The organism is Vreelandella aquamarina (assembly GCF_020075495.1).
GTDB classification, from domain to species: domain Bacteria; phylum Pseudomonadota; class Gammaproteobacteria; order Pseudomonadales; family Halomonadaceae; genus Vreelandella; species Vreelandella aquamarina_A.
This window is the reverse complement of sequence record NZ_JABYQT010000002.1, coordinates 416,290-439,430: the sequence shown is the minus strand read 5'-3', so window position 1 is coordinate 439,430 and position 23,141 is coordinate 416,290. Positions and strand designations below refer to the sequence as shown.

The 23,141-nt window shown below is 60.5% G+C and carries 18 protein-coding genes and 1 tRNA gene; 14 read left to right on the top strand and 5 right to left on the bottom strand.

What is annotated here, in order from left to right:
- The first annotated feature begins 9 nt into the window (after positions 1–9).
- The 14 genes from HW452_RS04690 (at position 10) to HW452_RS04620 (ending at position 17,196) form a co-directional block, all read left to right on the top strand.
- A complete protein-coding gene (locus tag HW452_RS04690) occupies positions 10–834 on the top strand; it encodes an inositol monophosphatase family protein (protein WP_224104937.1) in 825 nt (274 codons plus the stop codon).
- The gene (locus HW452_RS04685; RefSeq protein WP_224104936.1) at positions 831–1,454 is read left to right on the top strand and encodes a dual specificity protein phosphatase family protein; all 624 of its coding nucleotides are present in this window, start codon (positions 831–833) and stop codon (positions 1,452–1,454) included. Before HW452_RS04690 ends, HW452_RS04685 begins: the two co-directional genes overlap by 4 nt.
- Complete coding sequence (locus HW452_RS04680) at positions 1,429–2,430, top strand: substrate-binding domain-containing protein (protein ID WP_224104935.1); 1,002 nt, start codon at positions 1,429–1,431, stop codon at positions 2,428–2,430. Before HW452_RS04685 ends, HW452_RS04680 begins: the two co-directional genes overlap by 26 nt.
- 134 nt (positions 2,431–2,564) lie before the next feature.
- Entirely contained in the window at positions 2,565–3,977 is a 1,413-nt protein-coding gene (locus HW452_RS04675) for a histidine-type phosphatase (protein ID WP_224104934.1), read from the top strand.
- Between the two features lie 108 nt (positions 3,978–4,085).
- Positions 4,086–5,126: a porin gene (locus HW452_RS04670; protein WP_224104933.1), complete on the top strand. Its 1,041-nt coding sequence runs from the start codon at positions 4,086–4,088 to the stop codon at positions 5,124–5,126.
- 96 nt (positions 5,127–5,222) lie between these two features.
- Positions 5,223–7,157, top strand: a complete 1,935-nt coding sequence (locus HW452_RS04665) for a DNA topoisomerase III (RefSeq protein ID WP_224104932.1) — start codon at positions 5,223–5,225, stop codon at positions 7,155–7,157.
- A 253-nt stretch (positions 7,158–7,410) separates the two neighbouring features.
- On the top strand, positions 7,411–7,761 hold the full coding sequence (locus tag HW452_RS04660; RefSeq protein ID WP_224104931.1) for a hypothetical protein: 351 nt from the start codon (positions 7,411–7,413) through the stop codon (positions 7,759–7,761).
- Between the two features lie 172 nt (positions 7,762–7,933).
- On the top strand, positions 7,934–10,996 hold the full coding sequence (gene fdnG, locus HW452_RS04650) for a formate dehydrogenase-N subunit alpha (protein ID WP_263433563.1): 3,063 nt from the start codon (positions 7,934–7,936) through the stop codon (positions 10,994–10,996).
- A 15-nt stretch (positions 10,997–11,011) separates the two neighbouring features.
- The gene (gene fdxH / locus HW452_RS04645; protein ID WP_224104928.1) at positions 11,012–11,956 is read left to right on the top strand and encodes a formate dehydrogenase subunit beta; all 945 of its coding nucleotides are present in this window, start codon (positions 11,012–11,014) and stop codon (positions 11,954–11,956) included.
- Entirely contained in the window at positions 11,953–12,660 is a 708-nt protein-coding gene (locus tag HW452_RS04640; protein WP_224104927.1) for a formate dehydrogenase subunit gamma, read from the top strand. Before fdxH ends, HW452_RS04640 begins: the two co-directional genes overlap by 4 nt.
- Positions 12,657–13,583 (top strand): formate dehydrogenase accessory protein FdhE, encoded by a 927-nt coding sequence (gene fdhE, locus HW452_RS04635; protein WP_224104926.1) that lies wholly within the window; start codon positions 12,657–12,659, stop codon positions 13,581–13,583. Before HW452_RS04640 ends, fdhE begins: the two co-directional genes overlap by 4 nt.
- Positions 13,584–13,692: 109 nt before the next feature.
- The gene (gene selA / locus HW452_RS04630; RefSeq protein WP_224104925.1) at positions 13,693–15,153 is read left to right on the top strand and encodes an L-seryl-tRNA(Sec) selenium transferase; all 1,461 of its coding nucleotides are present in this window, start codon (positions 13,693–13,695) and stop codon (positions 15,151–15,153) included.
- On the top strand, positions 15,150–17,078 hold the full coding sequence (gene selB, locus HW452_RS04625; RefSeq protein ID WP_224104924.1) for a selenocysteine-specific translation elongation factor: 1,929 nt from the start codon (positions 15,150–15,152) through the stop codon (positions 17,076–17,078). Before selA ends, selB begins: the two co-directional genes overlap by 4 nt.
- A gap of 22 nt (positions 17,079–17,100) precedes the next feature.
- Positions 17,101–17,196, top strand: a tRNA-Sec gene (locus tag HW452_RS04620).
- A gap of 186 nt (positions 17,197–17,382) precedes the next feature.
- Here the strand turns inward: HW452_RS04620 and HW452_RS04615 are convergent.
- The 5 genes from HW452_RS04615 to HW452_RS04595 all read right to left on the bottom strand — a co-directional run bounded on the left by HW452_RS04615 (position 17,383) and on the right by HW452_RS04595 (position 22,814).
- Positions 17,383–19,320: a M48 family metallopeptidase gene (locus HW452_RS04615; protein ID WP_224104923.1), complete on the bottom strand. Its 1,938-nt coding sequence runs from the start codon at positions 19,318–19,320 to the stop codon at positions 17,383–17,385.
- A gap of 24 nt (positions 19,321–19,344) precedes the next feature.
- On the bottom strand, positions 19,345–19,938 hold the full coding sequence (locus HW452_RS04610) for a LemA family protein (protein ID WP_224104922.1): 594 nt from the start codon (positions 19,936–19,938) through the stop codon (positions 19,345–19,347).
- Between the two features lie 114 nt (positions 19,939–20,052).
- The gene (locus HW452_RS04605) at positions 20,053–20,751 is read right to left on the bottom strand and encodes a DUF3592 domain-containing protein (protein WP_224104921.1); all 699 of its coding nucleotides are present in this window, start codon (positions 20,749–20,751) and stop codon (positions 20,053–20,055) included.
- 41 nt (positions 20,752–20,792) lie between these two features.
- Positions 20,793–22,103, bottom strand: a complete 1,311-nt coding sequence (locus HW452_RS04600) for a DUF945 family protein (RefSeq protein ID WP_224104920.1) — start codon at positions 22,101–22,103, stop codon at positions 20,793–20,795.
- A gap of 186 nt (positions 22,104–22,289) precedes the next feature.
- A complete protein-coding gene (locus HW452_RS04595) occupies positions 22,290–22,814 on the bottom strand; it encodes an MgtC/SapB family protein (RefSeq protein WP_224104919.1) in 525 nt (174 codons plus the stop codon).
- Positions 22,815–23,141 lie beyond the last annotated feature (327 nt).

The following is a 23,141-nucleotide window of genomic DNA, read 5'->3' as shown; positions in this document are numbered from 1 at the left end:
AGGACTGCCATGCCGATTCTGCCCCATGAACTGGACGCCCGCGCTGAATTTCTGAAGGATCTGATTCACCGCACTGGCCTGAAAGCCCGCCAGCTTTTCGAAACTCGCAAGCCAGGGCGCTACACGCTCAAGGGCCATCAGGATTTTCTGACCGAGGCCGACACCTTCATCGAGCAGGAGATCAGGGTCGCCATTGCGCAGCGCTTTGCCGACGACGCCTTCGTGGGCGAGGAAAGTAGTGATGAGCAGAGCGGCGGGCGTGCCAACGGTACTGCTACCTGGGTCGTCGACCCGATCGACGGTACCGCCAACTACGCCAGGGGCATTCCTCATTTCTGCATCTGCATCGCCTTTATCGATCGCGGCAAGACCCAGCTGGGTGCCATTTTCAACCCCTGCACCGATGAGCTCTATTTTACCCGGCGCGGCAAGGGTGCCTACAAGAACAATGAGCCCATTCATGTCGCCACGACCGATGACTTCACCCACGCGACCATCGAAATGGGCTGGTCCACTCGAACCGAGCTTCAGACCTACCTGAATGCACAGGCAGCACTCTTGTCGCATGGCGCCAACGTTCGCCGTGGAGCATCAGGGGCACTGGCTCTTGCCTGGGTGGCGGAGGGTCGCATCGACGGTTATCTCGAGCATCACATGCACCCCTGGGACAGCCTGGCCGGCCTTTTACTGGTGCGCGAAGCAGGTGGCGTGACGCGCCCCTATCTCTCGTTGCCCGGCACGCTGAACACCGGTGGCGCGGTACTGGCGGCAGCGCCGCACATTGCGGATGCCCTTACCCATTACAGCCAACTCGAAGAGCTTGAAATCGCATGACAAAACCTCACTACCCGCGCCCGCCCATGAGCCTGATCGAGCAGAATCTGCCCGGGCGTAACGTGGCGCTGTATATCGGCGACAGCCAGGCTGCCAGCAGCCCGAAACTGCTCGATGACCACGGCATCACCACGGTGATCAACTGCGCCGTCAATCTGGATATCAACCTGGTCGACCCGAGCACGCCTCCGACGCCCGACGGCTTGATTCAGGGTCCGGGACGTTTTCGCTACTACAAGATCGGCATGATCGACGGCCCAGGCAATCCGCACGAGCAGATGCTGGCCGCCTATTTCATCTTGAGAGCCGCGCTCGATCAGGTCATGCCGGACAAGCCTTCTTACCCGCTGCGCGAAAAGGGCAATGTGCTGGTGCACTGCCGTGGTGGGCGCAGCCGCTCGGTCACGCTGGTGTCGCTGTTTCTGCACCTGGAGCTGCCCCACCGCTACCCGACGCTGGAAAGCGCCGTGGCCCACGTGCGCCAGGAGCGCAAGCTGCATCCGGATGAGTGGTTCGAAACGCCCAAGCCGGAGCTTTTTGATGCTGCCCGCATCGCGGCACGGCAGATAAAGCAGTTACTCCAGGAGACACCCGATGAGCAGCTCCCGCAAGTTTGCTAGCGCTGAAGAAGTCGCGCGTCTGGCCGGCGTGTCACGCTCGGCGGTATCGCGCACCTTTACCGACGGTGCCAGCGTATCGGACGAAACGCGCCGAAAGGTGCTGGCAGCGGCCAGCGAGCTCAACTATCACGTCAACCACCTGGCCCGCGGACTTTCTCAGGAGCGTTCGCGCCCGGTATGCCTGGTGGGCGACAACCTGGGGTCGCCGTTTCTTTCAAGCCTGCTCGAGGCCGTGAGTCGGCACATCCAGGCGCTGGGCCGCGCCGTCATGCTGATCAACACCTCCGGCGAGCCCGATACCGTGGAAAGCGCCCTGCACCAGGCACTGCAGTACCGGGCGAGTGCCATCGTGGTGCTCTCCGGGGCACCCGCGGAATCGCTAGTGCAGACCTGCATTCAAAGCGGACTGCGCGTGGTGCTGGTCAATCGCGGCCACGAATACAGTGGCCCGGTACATGTCACCCTCGATCACCAATCGGCCATGCAGGAAGCCTTCGAGCTGTTCTACCGGGCGGGATGCCGCTCATTTGGCCTTGTAACCTCCACCGCCGGCACACCGAGCTTGCTGGCGCGAGAGCTGGCCTTTACCCAGGCGATAAATGAAGCCGGGCTTTCACTGACCACGGTGCGGGCGGGCCCCACGCAGTACACCACGGGCCAGGCCGCTGCACGCCAGCTCCTCGCCCGCGCACAGCGCCCGGATGCCGTGTTCTGCACCACTGATCTTCTGGCCTGCGGCTTTATCGATACTGCGCGCCAGACGTTCAAGCTCGATATTCCAAAGGATCTATGTGTCATGGGTTTTGACAACATCGAGCAGGCCAGCTGGCAAAGCTACGACCTGACCACCTTTCACCACCCGGTCGAGGACATTGCGGCCTGCATCGCCAAGCAGCTGGCGGATGAAGCGCCTATCAGCCAGATGATTCAACTACCGGCCCAGCCCGTGTGGCGAAGTACCATCCGCCCTGGCTGACGCCTCGCCAGACAACGCAAACAATAAAACAACCTACTGATTTTATTCGCCTCACCGCCGGCGAAGGGGCTTTCTTGTCCTTTTCAAACGCGATTTTTGAACGCGAGATGGATCAATTCTCGAGGAGAACACCGATGCAAGCATTGACGAACCGCTACCTTGGCGCCGCCGCTTTCGCCGCCGGCTGGCTAGCCACCACACCGGCCCTGGCCACCCAGGCCATCAATGCAGCGGACGATACGCACTACAGCACGAAAACACCTTACCGCTACATTCCCACCGAGTTCACGCCCGCCCCGCCGGGGTATCGTCCGACTCTGGTCCAGTTCGTGGGTCGGCATGGCTCGCGCCACCTTTCCAGCGCCAAGTACGACAAGACACTTTTCGAGCTACTGAGCATCGCCGAGGAGCGCGGTCAGCTCACCGAAGCCGGGCGCACCCTGAAGCAGGAAATAGCCCAGCTGATCGCCGTTCAGGAAGACGTCTACGGCGAGCTTTCGATACTCGGCGGCGAGGAGCTTCACGCTATCGGCGAGCGCCTGGCCGAGCGTTTCCCCGAGATATTCGAGAAGGGTCGACCCATCATCGCCCACGCGACCTACAAGGACCGCACCCCCCAGAGCCGCGACCATTTCCTGAGCGGCTTGCAGAGTGCGCTGGGCGAGGCGACGCCCCCCATCGACGCCCGCCAGTACGCCAAGGGCCGTGACCCTTACCTCCGCCCTTATGATCTGGCCAGCCGCTATCGCGACTACAAGAGCAGTGGCGAGTGGCAGGCGGTCATCGACGCTTATCTTGATCAGCGCAGCGAAACCGACGCTTTCGCCCGGGATATCATCGGCCAGTTCATCGATGACGAACTTTTCGCTGAACTCGAACGCGGCGAGCTGGCTCTCGAGGATGCAAAGGGACGCGTCGCGCTCGCAACACCCACGGATGCAGCCAACAACCTCTACCAGCTCTATATCATCTCGCCCAATATCGAGCGCGAGGGGGAATTCGATTTCGGCCGCTACTTCAGCGAAGAGCAGCTGGCCTGGTACGAAGACCTCGACCTGATGGAAACCTTCTACGCCAAGGGCCCATCGCTTACGAGCAGCAACCTGCCCCGTGAAATCGCCGCCCCCATGGTCAAGGAGTTGATCACCTCGACTGACGAAGCGCTCGCGCAAAAGAGTGCCAGCGGCATTTTCAATTTTTCCCATGCGGAATTGATCATGCCTTTGGCCGCATATCTCGAGATCGAAGGCGCCGATGAGAGTCAGGACGACCCCGCCCAGGTAAGCGCCACCTGGAACGGCAAGGCGATCACCGCAATGGCGGCCAACATTCAGTGGGTTCTTTATCAGAACGACGGCGGTGACGATACGCTGGTCAAGATGCTGCACAACGAACGCGAGATAGCCTTTCCCCTGCCAACCGAGCACTACCCCTACTACGACTGGGAAAGCGTGAAGACGTACTACGCCGACAAGGTCAACCAAAGCGGCATCGCGCTTGACAACACCCTGGATGACGACATCGAAGCGCTCAAAAACGATTTCTAGCCCTAAAACGCACTTCGTTTTTTAACTTGTTGAAATATCGCCCTCTTTTAATCCTTCGATTAAAAGAGCGGTCAACTGCTGCCTGACGTTACCGTGAGAACTGAAAACATGAAGAAATTACTGCTCGCCACCGCTCTTACCATGGCCGCCACTCAAACGGCACACGCTGCCACCGTGTTCAAGAACGACGAGATGCGAATAGACCTGACCGGCAAGCTTCAGTATGAGGCGGGCGCATTCAAGTATGACAAGCAGAGCCCGACTCAGCGCCTCAACTTTGGCGGCGACGGTAAAGCGCGCCTGGGAACCCAGTTCCGCTATCACTTTACCGATGAGATCGACTTGCTGGGTAAACTCGAGTGGCAGATGAACGCCGAAGATGAGAACGATGCCAAGACCGATAGTCTGGACGTGCGCTATGCATGGCTGGGGTTTCGCTACATGGATCAGCTGGAAATGGCCATGGGCCGCACCAAGAGCGCGACGAGCCAACTGAGTGATGTCACCGACATCTTCGAGCTGTTTGGCGATACCGCCAACGAGAACAAGATCAACGGCATCAAGCCCTTTGAAAGCAAGAAGGATGACCAGTTGACCATCGGCTACGACATCGGCAACTGGGATCTTCGCGCAAGCTACGTCTTCGAGGACGAGCGCCGCCCGCGTGAAACCAGCGCAGGCGACCGCGACTATCAGTACGGCGTCTCGGTACGTTATACCACCGACTCGGAGATCGATTTCGTGGGCGCCTACGAGCGTCAGAACTTTCAAGGCACCACCGATACCCTGGGCGACATGACCAGTTGGGGCGTAGGTGTGGGCTGGCGCCTCGACCCGTTCTACTTCGGCGCCATCAATGGCTACAAGCGCATGGACGCCGCCAATGACCAGACGTTTTCCACGCACTTTTATGAACTGTCCGCTGCCTATGAACTTGGCAAGGCGCTTTTCATGGTGGGGTACAACAACGAGAAAGGCGAAGATGACCTGGCCTATCAAGGCACTCGGGTAGACGAATATGTCATCGGCGTCTCCTACCGTCTACTGCCGCGGGCCAAGGTGTACGCCGAATACAACGTCGACCGCTTGCAGATCGATGGCCAGCGCCGCGACGATCTGTACGGCATGGGGGTAGAGGTCAAGTTCTAGCCCTTGCGTGGCCTGACGTCTGGCGCTCTGTTCTGGTGACCTGCAAGGCTCTGCTACTATAGGGCATCTCGAACAGACGTTAAGGCCACGCGTTGCATGCGCTTGATCATTGCTGAAAAACCCAGCCTCGCCCGGGCCATTGCCGAGGGGCTTCCGGGCAGCCCCAAACGCCAGGAAGGCGCCATTGTGTGCGGTGATACCACCGTGACCTGGTGTTTGGGCCACCTGCTCGAGCAGTCGCCCCCGGAGGCCTACGACCCTGCCGACAAGCAGTGGCGCCTGGATCGCCTGCCCATCGTGCCCGGCACCTGGAAACTCGCCCCGCGCCCCAAGGCGCGCGGCCAGCTCGCCATCATTCGCAAACTGATCAAACAGGCAAGCAGCGTCGTGCACGCCGGCGACCCGGACCGCGAAGGCCAGCTTCTGGTGCAGGAAGTGATCGAGCACCTGAAGTACCGCGGACCGGTTCAACGCCTGCTGGTCAGCGACCTCAACCGCCCCGCCGTCACTCGAGCGCTTTCCCAGCTGCGCGCCAACGCCGAATTTCAGCCGCTCTTTCAGGCCGCGCAAGCGCGCTCCAGAGCCGACTGGCTGTACGGCATCAACCTGACCCGCGCCTGGACGCTGACCGGCCGCCAGGCAGGCTTTGACGGCGTGCTTTCCGTGGGCCGGGTGCAAACCCCGGTGCTGGGGCTGATCGTGCGCCGGGACAACGCCATTCGCGATTTCAGACCCCACCCGTTTTATCCGCTCTGGGTGGATCTCAAGGTGGCCAACGGCCAGCTGCGCGCCTGGTGGGCACCCAGGGAAAATCAGCCCTTGGATGATCAGGGCCGCCTGATCGATCGTAGGCCCGCTGACGCGCTGGCCACTCGATTACCAGGCGCATCAGGCCAGTTGACCACGCTCGACCAGCAGGAAAAGCGTCAGGCGCCACCACTGCCCTACTCGCTCTCCGCGCTTCAAGTGGATGCCGCCCGACGCCATGGGCTATCGGCGCAAATGGTGCTGGATATCTGCCAGCGCCTTTACGAGCAGCACAAGCTGATCACCTACCCGCGCTCGGATTGTCGCTACCTGCCCGAAGAGCATCTTCCGCTTGCCAGGCAAAGCCTGAGCGGTGCCTGCCAGAACGACGCCACGCTCAGCCAATGGCTCAATAGCGCCGATTTCACCCTGCGTTCCAAAGCCTGGAACGACAAGCAGGTAGGCGCCCACCACGCGCTGGCCCCCACCGGCAAACCGGCGGATTTCAGTCAGCTGTCGGCCACTGAGGGACACGTATTCCGACTGGTGGTGCGCAACGTCATGGCGCAGTTCTATCGGCCCTTGCGCACCTTTGAAGTGAAGGCCGAATTCACGCTGCTGGAGGAGGCCTTCCGTGCGCGCGGCCAGAGCATTCTCGACCCTGGCTGGAAGCCACTCTTCACCACCCGAGAAGAAGCGCCACCGCTGCCAACGCTGAGCAAAGGAGAAGCCTGCCAGGCACTGGGCGCCGGCGTAGAGGAGAAGGAAACTCGCCCCCCTGAGCCATTTACCGATGCCAGTTTAATCAAGGCAATGATGAACATCGGTCGCTACGTGGATGACCCGAACGTTCGTAAAACCTTGCGGGATACCGACGGACTGGGCACCGAGGCCACCCGCGCCGGCATCGTCGAAACCCTGGTGCAGCGTGGGTATCTGGTGCGCCAGCAGAAGGCCCTGCGCGCGACGCAACTGGGTAGTGCACTGATTGCCGCGCTGCCCAGCGCGGTCAGCACGCCGGAACGTACCGCCCTATGGGAGCAGCGCCTGCGAGCGATTGCCGAACAGGCGGATAACCCCGGCGCCTTCCAGCAGGCCCTGCTCGATGATCTACGCGCCCTGCTCGAGCAAAGCGATGCAGACAAGCTCCGGCAGAGCCTGCAAACGGCAAAAGGCGTCGCTGCAGGCCCGGCCAAGCGCACAGGCAAGCCAGGAAGAAGCGGTGCCACGCGCTATAAAAAAAATCAGGCAAAAAGAAGACGTAACGATCCGGGCAAGCAATAGAGCAATACTGGCGAGGTGAACGCCTCTTAACCCATGTTCTTGCGTGAGGCGCTACTACTGACTATACAGAAGGCAGGATGCGGCATCGTCGCCAATACAGGGAGGTCAGCCTGGGTCGGCTGTTTGGGTATACATCAACCTTAGGCAGTACTTGCTTGAGAGGCCCTGGCCTGATTGTCCCGGCCTAGAGAGGTATATACATATGGTACGACGCAGGCTCTCCTTCCTTGTTGCTCTACTCGGCGCTGGCTTCATGGCTACGCTTCAGGCCGCCGAACCTGCAGTTTCCCAGGATGAAACCGGTGCCCTGACTTCTCGCACGATGCCTGAGGCACCCAATATCGATACCGGCACGGCAGGCACCACAAGCGGCGTTACCGGCGCGGATATGGATCAGGAAGATGAGACCACCGGCGGTGGTCAATCACGTGGCGATGCCATGTTCCAGACCCCTGCCTCTTCGGCCGATGACGGAGCCGCCTACGAAACCGAGACACCCGAGCGCGAAGAGGCGCAGCTACCCGATGAACCGCTGGGCGCCGACGACAGTGGGCGCCGTGAAGATGGCGAGGCTCAGGCCAGCACGTCTGATTCGCCCGAATAGTCATTGATTGCAAGCCCTGCTGGCAGCCTTGTCATTGACCAGATGGCATCGCGACGCACCGCCAGACAACACGCATCACTAGACAACAATAGACTCATCCTGCGTAACGGTCAGGTCTGTTGGTCAGAGGCTTGCGACATACACAACAAATCGACAAGAGGCCGTCATGACTCTGAAAGTTACGCGAAGACAGTTCTTCAAACTCGGCGCCGTCGGCATGGCGACATCCAGCATGGCCATGATGGGCTTTGCTCCAGAGCCCGCCCTCGCCTCGGTTCGCCAGTTCAAGCTTACCGGTGCCAAGATAACGCGCAGCAACTGCACCTATTGCTCAGTGGGTTGCGGTGTGCTGCTCTATAGCCGCGGCGATGGGGCGATCAACAGTATCGATAGCATCTACCATGTCGAGGGCGACCCGGACCACCCGGTCAGCCGCGGCTCGCTGTGCCCCAAGGGGGCGGGCCTGCTTGATTACATCCAGAGTGAATCGCGCCTCAAGTATCCTCAGGTACGCGAACCCGGCACCCATGAGTGGAAGCGTATCAGCTGGGACGACGCGCTGACCCGTATCGCCCGGCACATGAAGGATGATCGCGACGCCAACTTCGTCGACCAGGACGATGACGGCAATACGGTCAACCACTGGACCACGACCGGGATGCTGGCGGCATCCGCCTCGACCAACGAGACGGCTTACCTGACACAGAAGATAGCCCGTAGCCTTGGCATGGTGGTGCTCGACAACCAGGCACGCGTCTGACACGGACCGACGGTGGCAGGTCTTGCCCCAACATTCGGTCGCGGTGCCATGACCAATCACTGGGTCGACATCCGCAACGCTGATCTCATTCTTGTCATGGGTGGCAATGCCGCCGAGGCGCACCCGGTAGGTTTTCGCTGGGTGATGGAAGCCAAGGAGCATAACGATGCACGTCTGGTCGTGGTCGACCCACGCTTCAACCGCACGGCCGCGGTAGCGGACTACTATGCAGAAATCCGTACCGGCACCGACATCGCTTTTCTGAGTGGACTGATCAGCTATTTGATCGAAACCGATCAGATCCATCATGAGTACGTGCGCGCCTATACCGACGCGAGCCTCATCGTGCGTGAGGAGTTCGGCTTCGAAGATGGCCTGTTCACCGGCTACGACGCCGAGAATGGCGAATACGACAAGGAAACCTGGCAGTACGAGTACGACGATGACGGCCACGCCCTGCGCGACGATACGCTCACGCATCCTCGCTGCGTGTTCCAGTTGATGCGTGCGCACTTCAGCCGCTATACCCTGGATGTCGTCTCCTCGGTGTGCGGCACGCCCCCGAACAAGATCCAGCACGTCTGGGACATGATTGCCGCCACCGTCGTGGACGACAAGACCATGACGATTCTCTACGCCCTGGGATGGACGCAGCACTCGATCGGTTCACAGATCATCCGCACCGCGGCGATGCTTCAGCTATTGCTAGGCAACATGGGCATGCGTGGGGGCGGCGTCAATGCCTTGCGTGGGCATTCCAACATCCAGGGGCTGACCGATCTTGGGCTGCTTTCGGACTTGCTGCCTGGGTACATGTCGCTGCCCGAGGCCGACGAGCAGGAGTATGACGCCTATATTCTCGATCGCTCGCGCCCGGATCTGCTGGCAGGTGAAGTCTCTTACTGGCGCTATTACGAGCGTTTTCATGTCAGCCTGATGAAGGCCTGGTTCGGCGATGCGGCCACCGAAGCGAACAACTGGTGCTATGAGTGGCTACCCAAGCTGAACGAGACCCTGTATGACGTGCTGCACACCTTCGAGCGGATGAGCCATGGCGAGATTACCGGCTATATCTGCCAAGGCTTCAATCCGCTGGCTGCCTTCCCGCACAAGGCCAAGATCAGTACGGCACTCTCTCGCTTGAAGTATCTGGTGGTCATTGACCCGCTGAGGACCGAAACCGCCGAGTTCTGGAAGAACCACGGCGAATTCAACGACGTGGACACGGCCGAGATTGACACCGAGGTGTTCCGCCTGCCGACCACTGCCTTTGCCGAGGAAGACGGCTCCATCGTCAACAGCTCACGCTGGCTGCAGTGGTTCTGGGCGGCGGCACCGCCACCGGGTGAGGCGCTTCCCGATACTGCGATACTGGCCGGCATCTTCATTCGCATGCAGCAGATGTATCGCGCTGAAGGCGGCGCGTTTTCTGACGCCCTGCTCAACCTGAGCTGGCCCTATCGCTACCCAACGGAGCCGAGCGCCAATGAACTGGCTCGGGAGTACAACGGGTGGGCCCTCGAGGACGTCGTTGACGAGCAGCGCAATATTGTCTGCCGGGCAGGCGAACAGGTCGAGGATTTCGGCATGCTGCGCGCCGATGGCAGCACGGCAAGCGGCTGCTGGATCTTTGCCGGCTGCTGGACCGAAGAAGGCAACCAGATGATCCGCCGCGACAACTCGGACCCCTACGGCGTCGGCCAGACGCTGGGCTGGGCCTGGGCGTGGCCGGCCAACCGCCGCATCCTCTACAACCGGGCAAGCGCACGCCCCGACGGTACGCCCTGGGCCGAGCGCAAGGCGGTCGTATGGTGGAACGGCAACCGCTGGGTAGGCAACGACGTTCCCGACTTCCCGGTGGAATCCGCACCGTCGTCTGGCCAGGGGCCTTTCATCATGAACCAGACGGGTCGAGGGCAGTTCTTTGCCCGTGAACGTATGGTCGAAGGACCTTTTCCGGAACACTACGAGCCGTTTGAAACGCCGATCGCGAGTAACCCGATGCACCCCAACAATCCGCTGGCCAAGAACAATCCAGGGGCGCGGGTGTTCGATCAGGATCGGGCCAATTTCGGCAGCTTCGAGGAGTTTCCCCACGCGGCGACCACCTATCGCCTCACCGAGCATTTCCACTACTGGACGATGCACAACCGCTTGAATGCCATCGCCCAACCGGAAAAGTTCGTGGAAATAGGCGAAACCCTGGCCAACGAACTGGGCATTGCCAAGGGCGACCGGGTCCGCGTCAGCTCCAAGCGCGGCCACATCGACGCGGTGGCCGTGGTGACCAAGCGTATCCGCCCGCTTACGGTGGCGGGGCGAACGGTGCATCAGATAGGCATTCCGATCCACTGGGGCTATCTGGGGCAAACCAAGCGGGCTCACCTGACCAATACGCTGACGCCATCCGTGGGTGACGCCAATACCCAGACGCCGGAGTTCAAGTCGTTCCTGGTACGGGTCGACAAGCTATAACGCAAGGAGCAGAGCATGCGTGGAGAGCAAATCAACTCGCAGAATATCATCGCCCGCTCGGCGACCTCGGTACCTTCGCCCCACAGGCGAAGCGGCGGCGTTGAAGCTGTCACCAAGCTGATCGACGTATCCCGGTGCATCGGCTGCAAGGCGTGCCAGGTGGCGTGCTCCGAGTGGAACGACCTGCGGGATGAAGTGGGTGAGTGCGTGGGCGAATACGACAACCCCACGGACCTCACGCCCGACTCCTGGCAGGTAATGCGCTTCAACGAACACGAGAACGAGCAAGGCAATCTGGAGTGGCTGATCCGCAAGGACAACTGCATGCACTGCGCCGAGCCGGGCTGCCTCGAGGCGTGCCCGGCCCCCGGCGCGATCGTCCAGTACGCCAACGGCATCGTGGACTTCAACTCCGAGCACTGCATCGGTTGCGGCTACTGTGTCGCGGGCTGTCCTTTCGATGTGCCACGAATTTCGAAAAAGGATTCCAAGGCGTATAAGTGCACTCTGTGTTCCGATCGCGTCTCGCATGGCCTGGAGCCGGCCTGCGTGAAATCCTGCCCCACCGGGTCGATCATGTTCGGTACCAAGGAGGACATGCTCGATCTCGCCGAGACGCGCACTGACTTTCTCAAGGGGCGTGGCTATGAAAATGCGGGTATCTACGACCCCCAAGGAGTGGGCGGCACCCACGTGATCTACGTGCTACAGCATGCCGACAAACCCGAGATCTATAGCGGCTTGCCCAAGGACCCGCGAATCAGCCCGCTGGTCGATGGCTGGAAAGGCATCACCAAGCCATTGGCTTCGGTGGCCATCGGGCTTGCGGCCTTTGCCGGGTTCTTTCACTACGTCACCGCTGGCCCCAAGGAGACACCGGAAGAAGAGGAAGAAACGCAGGAGAACGAGGTGCTTGCGGGCGAAGAGCGTGACCAGGAGCCCGAGGAGAAACGCCCATGAGAGCGCCCAACCCCCCTTCCAAGCGTGATCCGGGCATTCTGCGCTATGGCGCATTTTCGCGCATCAATCATTGGCTCATCGCGATCAGCTTCGTGATGCTGGTGCTCAGCGGGCTGCCCTTGTTTCACCCTTTCTTCTGGTCGTTGACCGGCCTGTTCGGCGGCCCGACCATGACGCGGATCCTGCACCCGTATATCGGGCTATTCATGGCACTGTTTTTCGTGATCATGGCAGTCCGCTTCTTCAAGGTGAGCCTGATCAAGCGCCATGACATTCAGTGGCTCAAGCAGATCAAGGACGTGTTGACCAACCACGACGAGCGCCTGCCGCCGGTGGGCAAGAACAATGCCGGGCAGAAACTGGTCTACTGGGTCATGGTGCTCTGCGTGCCGTTGTTGCTGGTGACTGGCCTGTGCATCTGGCAGCCCTACTTCGCCGATGCCATTCCCATTACGCTTCGTCGGCTGGCCGCTTTCGGACACGCTTATGTGGCTTTTCTTGCGATCATTACCCTGATCATTCACATCTACTCAGGAATCTGGGTGAAGGGCTCGTTCACCGCCATGGTGCGTGGCCGGGTCAGCAAGTCCTGGGCGAAACATCACCATGACCTGTGGTACGAAGAGGAGATGGAGAAGGAGCGCAAGGAGCGCGAGATGACCAAGCAACAGCACGCGAGCATGCAAGGAGAGAAGTCCAAGTGAATCATGCATATGGCAACGCCCCCATGGGCATCATGGACCCGCCTCCCGTGGTACTGCCCGAGCAGGATCACTTTGCCCAGCGCGCCCAGCGCCTGCATGATCTTTCCGAGCGTATCGAACCGCTGCGGGATTTCCTGGCCTTCATGGCACAGCTCTCTCAGGCGCAGCAGCGAACGTTGGAGCAGCATACGCCAGCGTGGCAGCCCGAGCCAGGCGCCTTCGACCTGGCACTCGAGCACGGCATGCCGCCGCTGGGCACTCAGGCGCTTCGCCGCAACGTCGATGTTCATGGTGAACTCATGGCCCTTCTCGATGGCCTCGACTTGCATGTTGGCGAGGCTCAACGCCCGTTACTTGATGCTCTGCGTGACTTGCCCGGCGAGGAGATCAACCGCCTCGCCCAGGATATTCTCGAGGCCCGCCCAGGCCCTGAGGAACGCCGGGGGCTGATGCCGCTGGTGGCGGCAGCGTTGCAGGTGGCCTGGCTGCGGCTGGCAAGCACCCTGCCTCAGCCGCCCAGACGCCCCACTGCCGAAACGCGCTCGATCTGCCCCTGTTGCGGCTCGTTGCCGGTGGCGAGCGTCATCCAGATCGATTCCCAACGTAGTGGTGTGCGTTACCTGCAGTGCGGATTGTGCGCAACCCAGTGGTATCTGGAGCGCTCCAAGTGCAGTGTCTGCGACCATAGCGGCAAGCTTGACTACCTGAGCCTCGAGCACGAGACAGGCGAGCATCTACTGCCCACTCAGGCCGAAACCTGTGGCGACTGCCACTCCTATCTCAAGATCATGCCGCGTGAATTCGATGCGCAGGCAGAACCACTCGCCGACGATCTGGCGAGCCTTGCACTCGACCTTCTCCTCGCCGAGGAGCGGCAGTATCGTCGCAGCGGCTTCAACCCGCTGCTGATCGTGGGTGAATGAGGCCATCCCCAGGGGGCGTGGACGACCCGCGCCCGGCCATGCTATACCTTTGATTTCAAAATCGGGGTTGGCCCGGCATGGATGTAAAAACAACGATGTGAAAAAGACAATGGACGTTCGACGAAACCTGCCCGCCGTAGACACGTTGCTTGCACAGCCCGCCCTCAAGCAAGCCCAGCAGGCCCATGGCGGGCGCCTGGTAAGACAGGCCATTCGCCTGGTTCTTGACAACGAACGCTCGCGCCTTGCACAGAGTTCCAAGCTCGGCGAGCATCCGGCGCCGTGCGCGCTCGATACCCTCACTGGCCTGGTGCTCGAGCATCTTGAACGACTGGCACGTCCCAATAGCCGCAGCGTCTTCAATCTGACCGGCACGGTGATCCATACCAACCTGGGGCGCTCGCCGCTTGCCGAACCTGCCATCGAGGCCATGGTTCAGGCTGCCCGCCACCCCATGGCACTCGAGTATGACCTGGAGAACGGCGGCCGTGGCGACCGTGACCGCCTGGTAGCGCCTCTACTCTGTGAGCTGACCGGCGCCGAGGCAGCCACGGTGGTCAACAATAACGCCGGTGCGGTGCTGCTGGCCCTGGGCGCCCTGGCCAGCGGCCGCGAGGCGATCATTTCACGCGGCGAGCTGATCGAGATAGGCGGCGCCTTCCGCATGCCCGACATCATGGCCGCGGCAGGCTGCCAGCTGCGTGAGGTAGGGGCTACCAACCGCACCCATGCCAAGGATTTCCAGGCCGCCATGGGCGATGCCACCGGGTTGATCGTCAAGGCACACACCTCCAACTATGCCATCACCGGTTTTACCCAGAGCGTGTCCGAGCGCGAACTGGCGCGCATTGCCCACGCGCATGACGTGCCCTTCATGGTCGACCTGGGCAGTGGCGCGCTGACCGACTTCGCAGCGCTTGGCCTGCCCCATGAGTCGCAGCCTCGCGAAGCGATCGCTGCCGGTGCCGACGTTGTCACCTTCAGCGGCGACAAGCTGCTGGGTGGCCCGCAAGCAGGCATCATCGTTGGCCGTCGTGACCTTATCGATACCATCAAGCGCCATCCATTAAAGCGTGCCTTGCGTCTGGACAAGCTGACCCTGGCCGCGCTGGAAGCCACTCTGCGTCTCTATCGTGACAGTGACGCGCCACAGCGGGACGTCCCCACACTGGCCATGTTGACGCGAAGCGACGTTGATATCGCGGCAACCGGCGAGCGGCTGCTTTCCCTTGCCCAGTCGTTGCTCGACGACCTCGATGTGACCCTGGCCCCTTGTGCAAGTCAGCTTGGCAGCGGCTCGCTACCCATCGACCGTTTGGCAAGCTACGCGCTGGTCTGGCGCCCGCTACACGGTGACCGCCACGCCAGGGAGCGGTGCCTGAAACGCATCGAGACAGCATTTCGTCAGCTCCCCCGTCCGGTCATCGGCCGGCTCCACGATGGGGCCCTCTATCTCGATCTGCGCTGCCTGCACCGACCTGGCGACGAGGAGGCATTTGCTGCTCAGCTCCCGATGCTCAAGCAGTGTTACCAGCGCGACCTCGCCATGCCTCGGGATGGCCAGCCATGATCGTCGGCACCGCGGGCCATGTCGATCATGGCAAGACCGCCCTGATCCAGCGGCTGACCGGCATCGATACCGACCGCCTCAAGGAGGAGAAGGCCCGCGGCCTGACCATCGAAGCGGGTTTCGCGTACCCCGAGGTCGAGGAGAACATGGAACTCGGCTTCGTCGATGTACCTGGTCATCAGAGGTTCCTGCACAACATGCTCGCAGGCAGCGCGGGTATCGACACGGTCTTGCTGGTAGTGGCCGCCGACGACGGCGTCATGCCCCAGACAATAGAGCACGTCCAGATACTGGATTTGCTGGGCGTCGACCGCGGCGTGGTAGCGCTGACCAAGATCGATCGCGTCGACGAGACGCGGCGGCAGCAAGTCAAAGAAGACATCACCCGACTGCTGGCAGGCACCCGGCTCGCCGGGGCGCCACTGCATGATGTCTCGAGCCACAGTGGTGAAGGCGTGGCGGCGCTGCGCGACGCGCTATGGTCTCAAGCAGCCCGACAGCAGGCGCCTTCTCCCCATGGGAATTTTCGTCTGGGTGTGGACCGCGTTTTCGCCATGCCGGGCGCTGGCTTGATAGTGACCGGTACCGCCCTCAGCGGCTGTATCGCCAAGGGTGACACGGTGCGCCTGGTACCCGACGGCAACAAGGCCCGAGTCCGCCAGCTGCGCCGTCAGAACCAGGAAAGCGAGCAGGCTCGCCAGGGTGACCGGGTAGCGCTCAACCTGGCAGGTGCCGGGATAGAGCGAAATCGCATCAACCGAGGCGACTGGATCGTCGCCGATACGCTACCAACGCCTCCCCTCAAACGGCTCGACGTGCAGCTGAGATTGCTCGACTCGGCGCCACCGCTCAAGCACTGGACGCCAGTGCATATTCACCTGGGGGCCGCCCACCTCATGGGGCGGGTTTCGCTGCTCGAAGGGCAACGACTCGAACCCGGCAAGCAGATGCTGGGGCAACTGGTCTGTGACGACCCGGTACACGCCTGCCTGGGAGATCGCTTCGTCATCCGTGATCATGGCGGGCACATGACCCTCGGCGGAGGAATCGCTCTGGACGGCGATCCGCCGCGCCGCGGCCAGCGCACGCCCGCTCGTCTGGCCTGGCTGGCAACGCTTGCAGAATGCGCAAGCGCCGCCCCTCCCTACGACCTCCATGAACCACTGCGTGCCGCACTCGTTCTGCATCCCGAAGGCCAGAGCCTCAACAGTATGGCGCGAACCCTCAATATCAGCGTTCACGAGCTGGCGTCGCTGGTCGAATTAGCCGGAGGTCAGATTCTCGCTGCCGAAGGTGAAGTAAGCGCTTTTTCCCGCGAGGCCATCGAGTCATTAAAGGAGCGGATTACCCAGGTGGTCGCGGACAACCATCAGGCCGAGCCCGCCATGCTGGGTACCGAGCGCGAGCGCCTGAATCGCCAGGCCGCTCCCCGGTTGCCCGCCCCGCTCTTCCGCGGCCTGCTCAAGCAACTGATCACATCAGGCCAACTCGACAGCAGTGGCCCCTTCATTTCTCTACCCGGTCATCGCGCTGCACTCAAGGATCAAGACGAGACGATCTGGCAACGGCTCGAGCCTCTGCTGTCTGAATCGCCCTTCCAGCCACCGCGGGTTCGCGACCTGGCCGCCATCAGCGGGCTCGACGAACAGCATATACGCCAGGTACTCACCGCCTGTGCTCGCCTCGGCAGGCTCTATCAGGTACGCAAGGATCACTTCTACCTCGCCGCTGCAACACATGAGTTGGCAGCCATCGCCCGCGACGTCATGGAGCAGCACGGCACCATCCGCGTTGCCGCATTTCGCAACCGTATCGGTACGGGGCGCAAACTGGCCATTCACATCCTCGAATTCTTTGATAGGATAGGTTTCACGCGCCGGGTACAGGATGAACGCTGCATTCGCCGCACTACCCTCTGGAACTAGGTAATACGCACGATACGCTCACGGAAGAGGATCGACCCCCGGTGGGGCGGCCAGACTTCAAATCTGGCAAAGGCTGCCAGCAGTCTTTGGTGGGTTCGACTCCCACGCTCTTCCGCCACCCTTGGTGCCCTCTTTTTTTATTTGAATAACGTGGCTTGGAAGCAGTTAAAAGCAAGCACGTCGATTTTTTTTGAAAACTCCCATCAAGATAACGGTATAAATTGAGCAGTATCAGAAGGTTGGTAGTCGAATAAAAGGCGCGGAAATCCCATGCAGCGATATCCGCACCTCCGTATTGAGCCCATCACTCTATCAATAACGGCGGCACCGGGCAGTCCAGCATATCGGCGGTGGCACGGAACAGCTCCGCTTCTGCTGGTTTTATCTGCCCGCTGTGTTCGATGCAGCGCGCCATGGCCTGCAAGAGTGCAGGCTTCTGCCGGGGCGGCAAGTGACGTAGTCGGCTTACTGCCTGGCCCAGTGCGCGTATATCGCTGCTGCTGTTCTCGGCGCTCAACGCAAAAGGCAACTCCTGTTCGGCGGCATTGAGCGCCGCGCTGATCTCGGCCAGGTCATCCTGGCCGGCACTTGCCAGTACGTTGAGCAGCACCTGACACTCGGATTGAGAGTCTTTCAGCTTGCGTACGCCCTGGCCGCGGTCGTTTGACGCCAGCCCCATGTGATGAACGAGCCAGTGATACAGCGTCCACTCGAACAGGCTGACCTGGCCGTCGGCTTCGATCAGCCTTTTCATGCACTGGCGAAAGTGCAGCGCCTGGTCCGTGGAGAGATTCTTGAGCGCCGGTAGCGCCAGTTCAACCAAAGGCAGGCGAAGCGACGCCTTGAGCATCAGTACTTCCCCGGCAAGGCTCATGACCGCCCGATATACATCAGGCAAGGCAGCCTGCTGGAGCGATTCGAGCTGACGTTTGCGCACGTGTGTGTCCGAACTCAGCAGCAGTCCATACATCAGCGCGCGCACCGCGTAAGGATCCTGGGCGGCCTGCCTGAGCCGACTGGGCAGCTTGGCGAGAGTGGAACGAGCTTCCACCAGATGCCTGGGGCCAGGCTGGCCCATGGAAGCAATCGCCGCCTTGGCCGAAGCGCCGCTCATCACTGCACTGGCTTGAGCAACGCCCGGGCCGGCAACGCCTTTCGCCGATGGCGCTGCGTTACTGGCCATATCGTCGGCGGCAGGCGCGCTGAATGCCGCATCGAACTGGCCATTCCAGTTCGGCATAACGCGCCTGATTCGCTTGTTCAGCGGCGGATGAGTGGCCAGCAGGCGGTTGAAACCAAGCTTCATCCCTTGGCCGAAGTACAGGTGGCTGTACTCGCTGGCCTGGGAGGCCTCAAGCCGGGCGCCCTGCGCGTGGGAGCCGATCTTGATCAGGGCATGCCCGATGCCGGCGGGGTTGCGGGTGTACTGCACGGCAGAGGCGTCTGCCAGGTATTCGCGCTGGCGACTTACCGCTGCCTTGATCCAGTTGCCAAAGAACGTCCCTGAATAGCCGATGACCGCCAGAGCCGCGCCCAGCGCAAGCACCACGACAGCGCCCTTGCCATTTTGATTGTTGCTGCGCACAGAACGCCCGCGATGGGCCGTGCTGCGCAGAAGGATATAGCCTAGAAGACCGATCAGCAGTATTCCGTGAAGCACGCTGATCAGACGCATGTTCAAGCGCATGTCGCCATGCAGGATATGACTGAACTCGTGGGCTACCACGCCCTGAAGCTCGTCGCGGCTCAAATGATCGATCGCGCCTTGGGTAATGCCGATCACCGCATCGCGGGTATCGAAACCGGCGGCAAAGGCGTTGATGCCTGTCTCGTCAAGCAGATACACCGGCGGTACCGGCATGCCCGAGGCAATCGCCATCTCCTCCACCACGTTGAGAATACGCCGCTCGCTGGGGTTGTCGGTGTTGGGAGGAATTTCCCGTCCGCCCAGAGCCTCGGCCACTACGCGTCCACCACCGCGACGCAGCTGGTAGCGCTTGTAAAGCCCGCCGGTCACCACCAGCGCCACCACGCCAACGGCTACAGCGCCCACCAATTCCGGTGACAGCCCGGCCAGCAGGCTATCTGCCGTCACCTCGCCTTGATGGTTACTCATGAAATAGACGACGATGGTGATCGCCAGTGTGGTCATCGCGATCAGTGCTATCACCGCCGCGACCAGCAGCACGACCAGCCGCCCGGTCTTGCGCCGGGCATTATCCTGTGCGGTAAAGAAATCCATGCGCTACTTTCCTTGTAGAACGCCTTAGAACGATACCCTGGGCGCGGATTGAATCTGCGCGCTGTCCTCGAACTCCAGAAACGACGCGTTCTCGCCGTGGCCCACCAGCGGCGCGACTGCCACGGGAGGAAAGCTCTGACGGTAGGAGTTGTATTGCATCACGGCATCGTTGAAGGACTGGCGGGCGAAGGCCACCTTGTTCTCGGTGCTGGTCAGTTCTTCCGAGAGCTGCTGCATGTTTTGTGATGCCTTCAGGTCCGGATAGGCTTCCATTACCACGTTGAGCCGCCCCATTGCCTGGGTAAGCGCGCCCTCGGCACCACCGAGTTCGGCCATCGCCTTCTGGCTTCCCGGATTGGCCGCCGCGGCCTTGAGCCCTGACGCCGCCGAGTTGCGCGCCTGAATGACCGCCTCCAACGTTTCACGCTCGTGCGACAGATAGCCTTTGGCAGTTTCGACCAGATTGGGGATCAGGTCATGGCGCCGCTTGAGCTGGACTTCGATCTGGGCAAAGGCGTTTTGAAAGCGGTTGCGCAGCGACACAAGGCGGTTGTAGACACCAATGATGTAGAAAACGATGAGGGCGATGATGGCCACGATGATCAGGGTAGTTACCATAACGGATCCTTGTCTTGATTGATGAACGTCAGGATTGATGAACATCTTGATTGATGAAAGATGCGCACGTGACGCAAGCGACAAGGCTATGCGCCCTTGCGCGTGGCCTTGTCGCTACTTGGCAAGTTTAGGTAAGAAACTCACGTCCATATGATATTTTTTAGGATTGCCCGGTTCGATGAAGACCGCGACAGTGTCGGTATCGATATAGGGCGAAGGGTCGAACCAGAGATTGGCGCTCTTGAACACGTGCACCTCGAGGCTTTCCGGGTTCAGCCACTGGGAGGTGATGCGGTACGGGTGGCGGCCGTTGACGGATATCCTGGTATTGAGTTCAACCCCCTGGTAAGTGGTCTCGAGACGCAGCCCCTGCTCGAGCAGCCTGGCGTTTCGAGACGCGGTAAAGCGCGAATACAGCAGCGACCCGACGCCGCTCAGAAAGAACAAGGCGCCGATTGCGCCGAAGATCAGCCAGGCGCCCATCGATTCAAAAAAACCGTCAAGGCGTGCGTTGTTCGGGTTGTCGGGGTCGAACAGCACCTCGACACGCTCTCCAATCGCGTAGCCTGGCGGGTTGCTTCCTACCCGGGAGGTGAACTCCACTTGCGTACCGTCCCCGGTGACGAACTCGACCACCGGGCGATAGGTGATCGAGTCCTCGGAGCGCCGCTCGACGAGCTCGATTACCGTCCCCTCGGCGGAAACGGCCTGATCGTAGAACGCGCGCGATTGCTGGTAAAGAAAGCACGCCAGTACCAGAAAAACGGCGCCCAACAGCAAGAACACGCCCTTTAGAAGTTTGATAGCCAACATGTTCGGTCCCTCGACAGTTTCGATTCAATAGGGCTCAACACTTACATCACGGTTTCGCCATTGAGGGTCAACTGCCCTCGATCCCATGTGAGTGTCTGCTCCTCGAGCGCCGGGTCGATCATCAAACCAACCAGCAGCGGCAGCTGCATCAGCACCTCCCGCGGCGGAGTGGTCAGGCGAACATCGAAGTAGATCCGGTTCAGTAGATACGCGTTCGCCTGCTCCTCGTTCATGCCGCCCTGCGCTGCGGGCGGGTCGATCAATACCAGATCGCTCGTGTAGGCAAGGCTGTCGAGCGCTTCCCGGGAAAGCGCCTCTCCATCAAAGCGCATCTGTGCGCTCAGGTGGGGTTTGAAATCCAGGCCAAGTGTCGGCATGGCAATATGAGCGTCGAGAGGCGCGATGGCGACCTCAGGGCTTGCCGACAGGAAGAGATAACCGTTCTCGATGACCCGATCGATCGTCTGGCGATAGAGGGCTTCATCGACACTTTCGGGCTCCTCCTCGAAGCGGTTCTTCATGAACACGAGATTGGCATAATCTTCGTGGTAATCCTGGAATGCCTGCCCGTCCCAGTTGTTGGCAAGGATCGTCATCGAGAGACTTCCAATGGACGTATCGTCGATGCCGATATCCGCCACGCGGAAAGAGCCGTTCTGGTTCTGCACCGGGCGCTGGGTAACGTCAGCCTTGGCGGAAGGCTCCATGACGGCTTCGAACTCGATGGCCTCCAGGTATACGTCAAGCCCCTGGGTGGTGATTTCAAGGCGGGGTATGTCCATACGCTGGACAACGCTTTCACTCTCCTCGTCCTGGGTACTCATCGCCCAGTGGGGAGAAATCACTCGAAACGGCGGTATATCGACCCAGCGCGTGAACGCGATTTCGTCAGCCTGGGTGTCGACGCGCCAACGGTTTTCATCGGTATAGGAGACATCGATCACCAAGCCCGTCATCGCCCCATCGACCGCCGCTTCCGCTGGCTTGAGCGTATCCGCAGTCAACTGCCCTTCCACACCACTCATCGAGGCGATCATGTCGATATCGATATCGCCGGTAATGAAAGCTTCATTGGGATGAATCGTGCCGGTTACCGGGCTTTTTAATATTCCGTGATCGATGTGCATGTCGAGCTCGGCGGTGGTCTGTTCGTACCCCGCCATGGCGAGCGTGGCGGTCGCGGTCGTACTGAACAGGGTTTTATCGATATGGACATCCGAAACGCTCAAGGAGGGGGAACGATCCAGGCGTTCGAAGCTCTCGACCAGCGCCTTTTCGACTTCGTTACCCACCACTGCCTGAGCGGCCAGATACCCACCTATCCCCACCACCGCGACACCAGCGGCAGCCATGACCAATGTCCTAGCCTTGACACCCATAATGCATCTCTTGAGCCAAATAAAGATTAATTATCACTTATCCAAAAATAGAAGCCTACCCCTATCCAACTTGTGCAGGAGTGTCGATGTGCATGGAATGTCGGCATAAGTTCAGGTTGATGTAAAACGCCCTGACGTTTGTATCGTCACAGGTTTACTTCAATCGGCCTTCCTGTCCGGATCCACGCCATTCGATGCTGGCCGAACCGGCTTTTTCCCGGTGATCGCGCGTGAAAAGAAAGGCACTACATAAAGCACCACCCACGCAAGCAACGCACACACGAACGCCGTCTGCTCACGTCCAAGGCCTACGGCAACGCCAATGGCCGCGGTAAACCAAAGCCCCGCTGCCGTGGTAAGCCCTGTTGCATACAGCTCGTTCTTGCGCACGATGATGCTGCCCGCACACAAGAAGCCGATCCCGCTGATGACCCCTTGAATGACTCGGCTCATCTCGGCATCCGAAATTCCTGTCTGTTCGGGAATCAACACAAACAGCGCCGCCCCCATGCACACCAGCATATGGGTACGTATCCCCGCCGGTTTACCGCTCAGCTCACGCTCAAGCCCTAAAAGCCCGCCCAGCAACGCCGCCATGAACAAGCGGATCATCACGACTATGAATTCACTGATGTCGTTGAAATCGGAAAACTCGGCAATGAGGGTACTGCGGATCAACTCCATCGCTTAAGCCCTTTTATTTAACTTGTTGAAAACCCGACGATGACATCACCCAAGCGGTGTCATCTTCTGTATAGACGCTGATATACCGCTTGGCCATGCGCCGGCCAATCTCCACTGCAGCAGTCTTGTATCGTCGCGATCAGATAGAGGCGCCCCACCTTGCCAAAAACAGAAAACAGGTTTGTTTTATTTACAATTGTCCGCTTTTGGCTTCCTTGGTAGCTTGATTTTCAAGCCATAATGCGGTTTTCAATAACACTACTATTCCAACTACAAGGTCGCTAACGAAAGCGCCGGGCACGACAGCCAGCAGCGGCGCGACCCAAG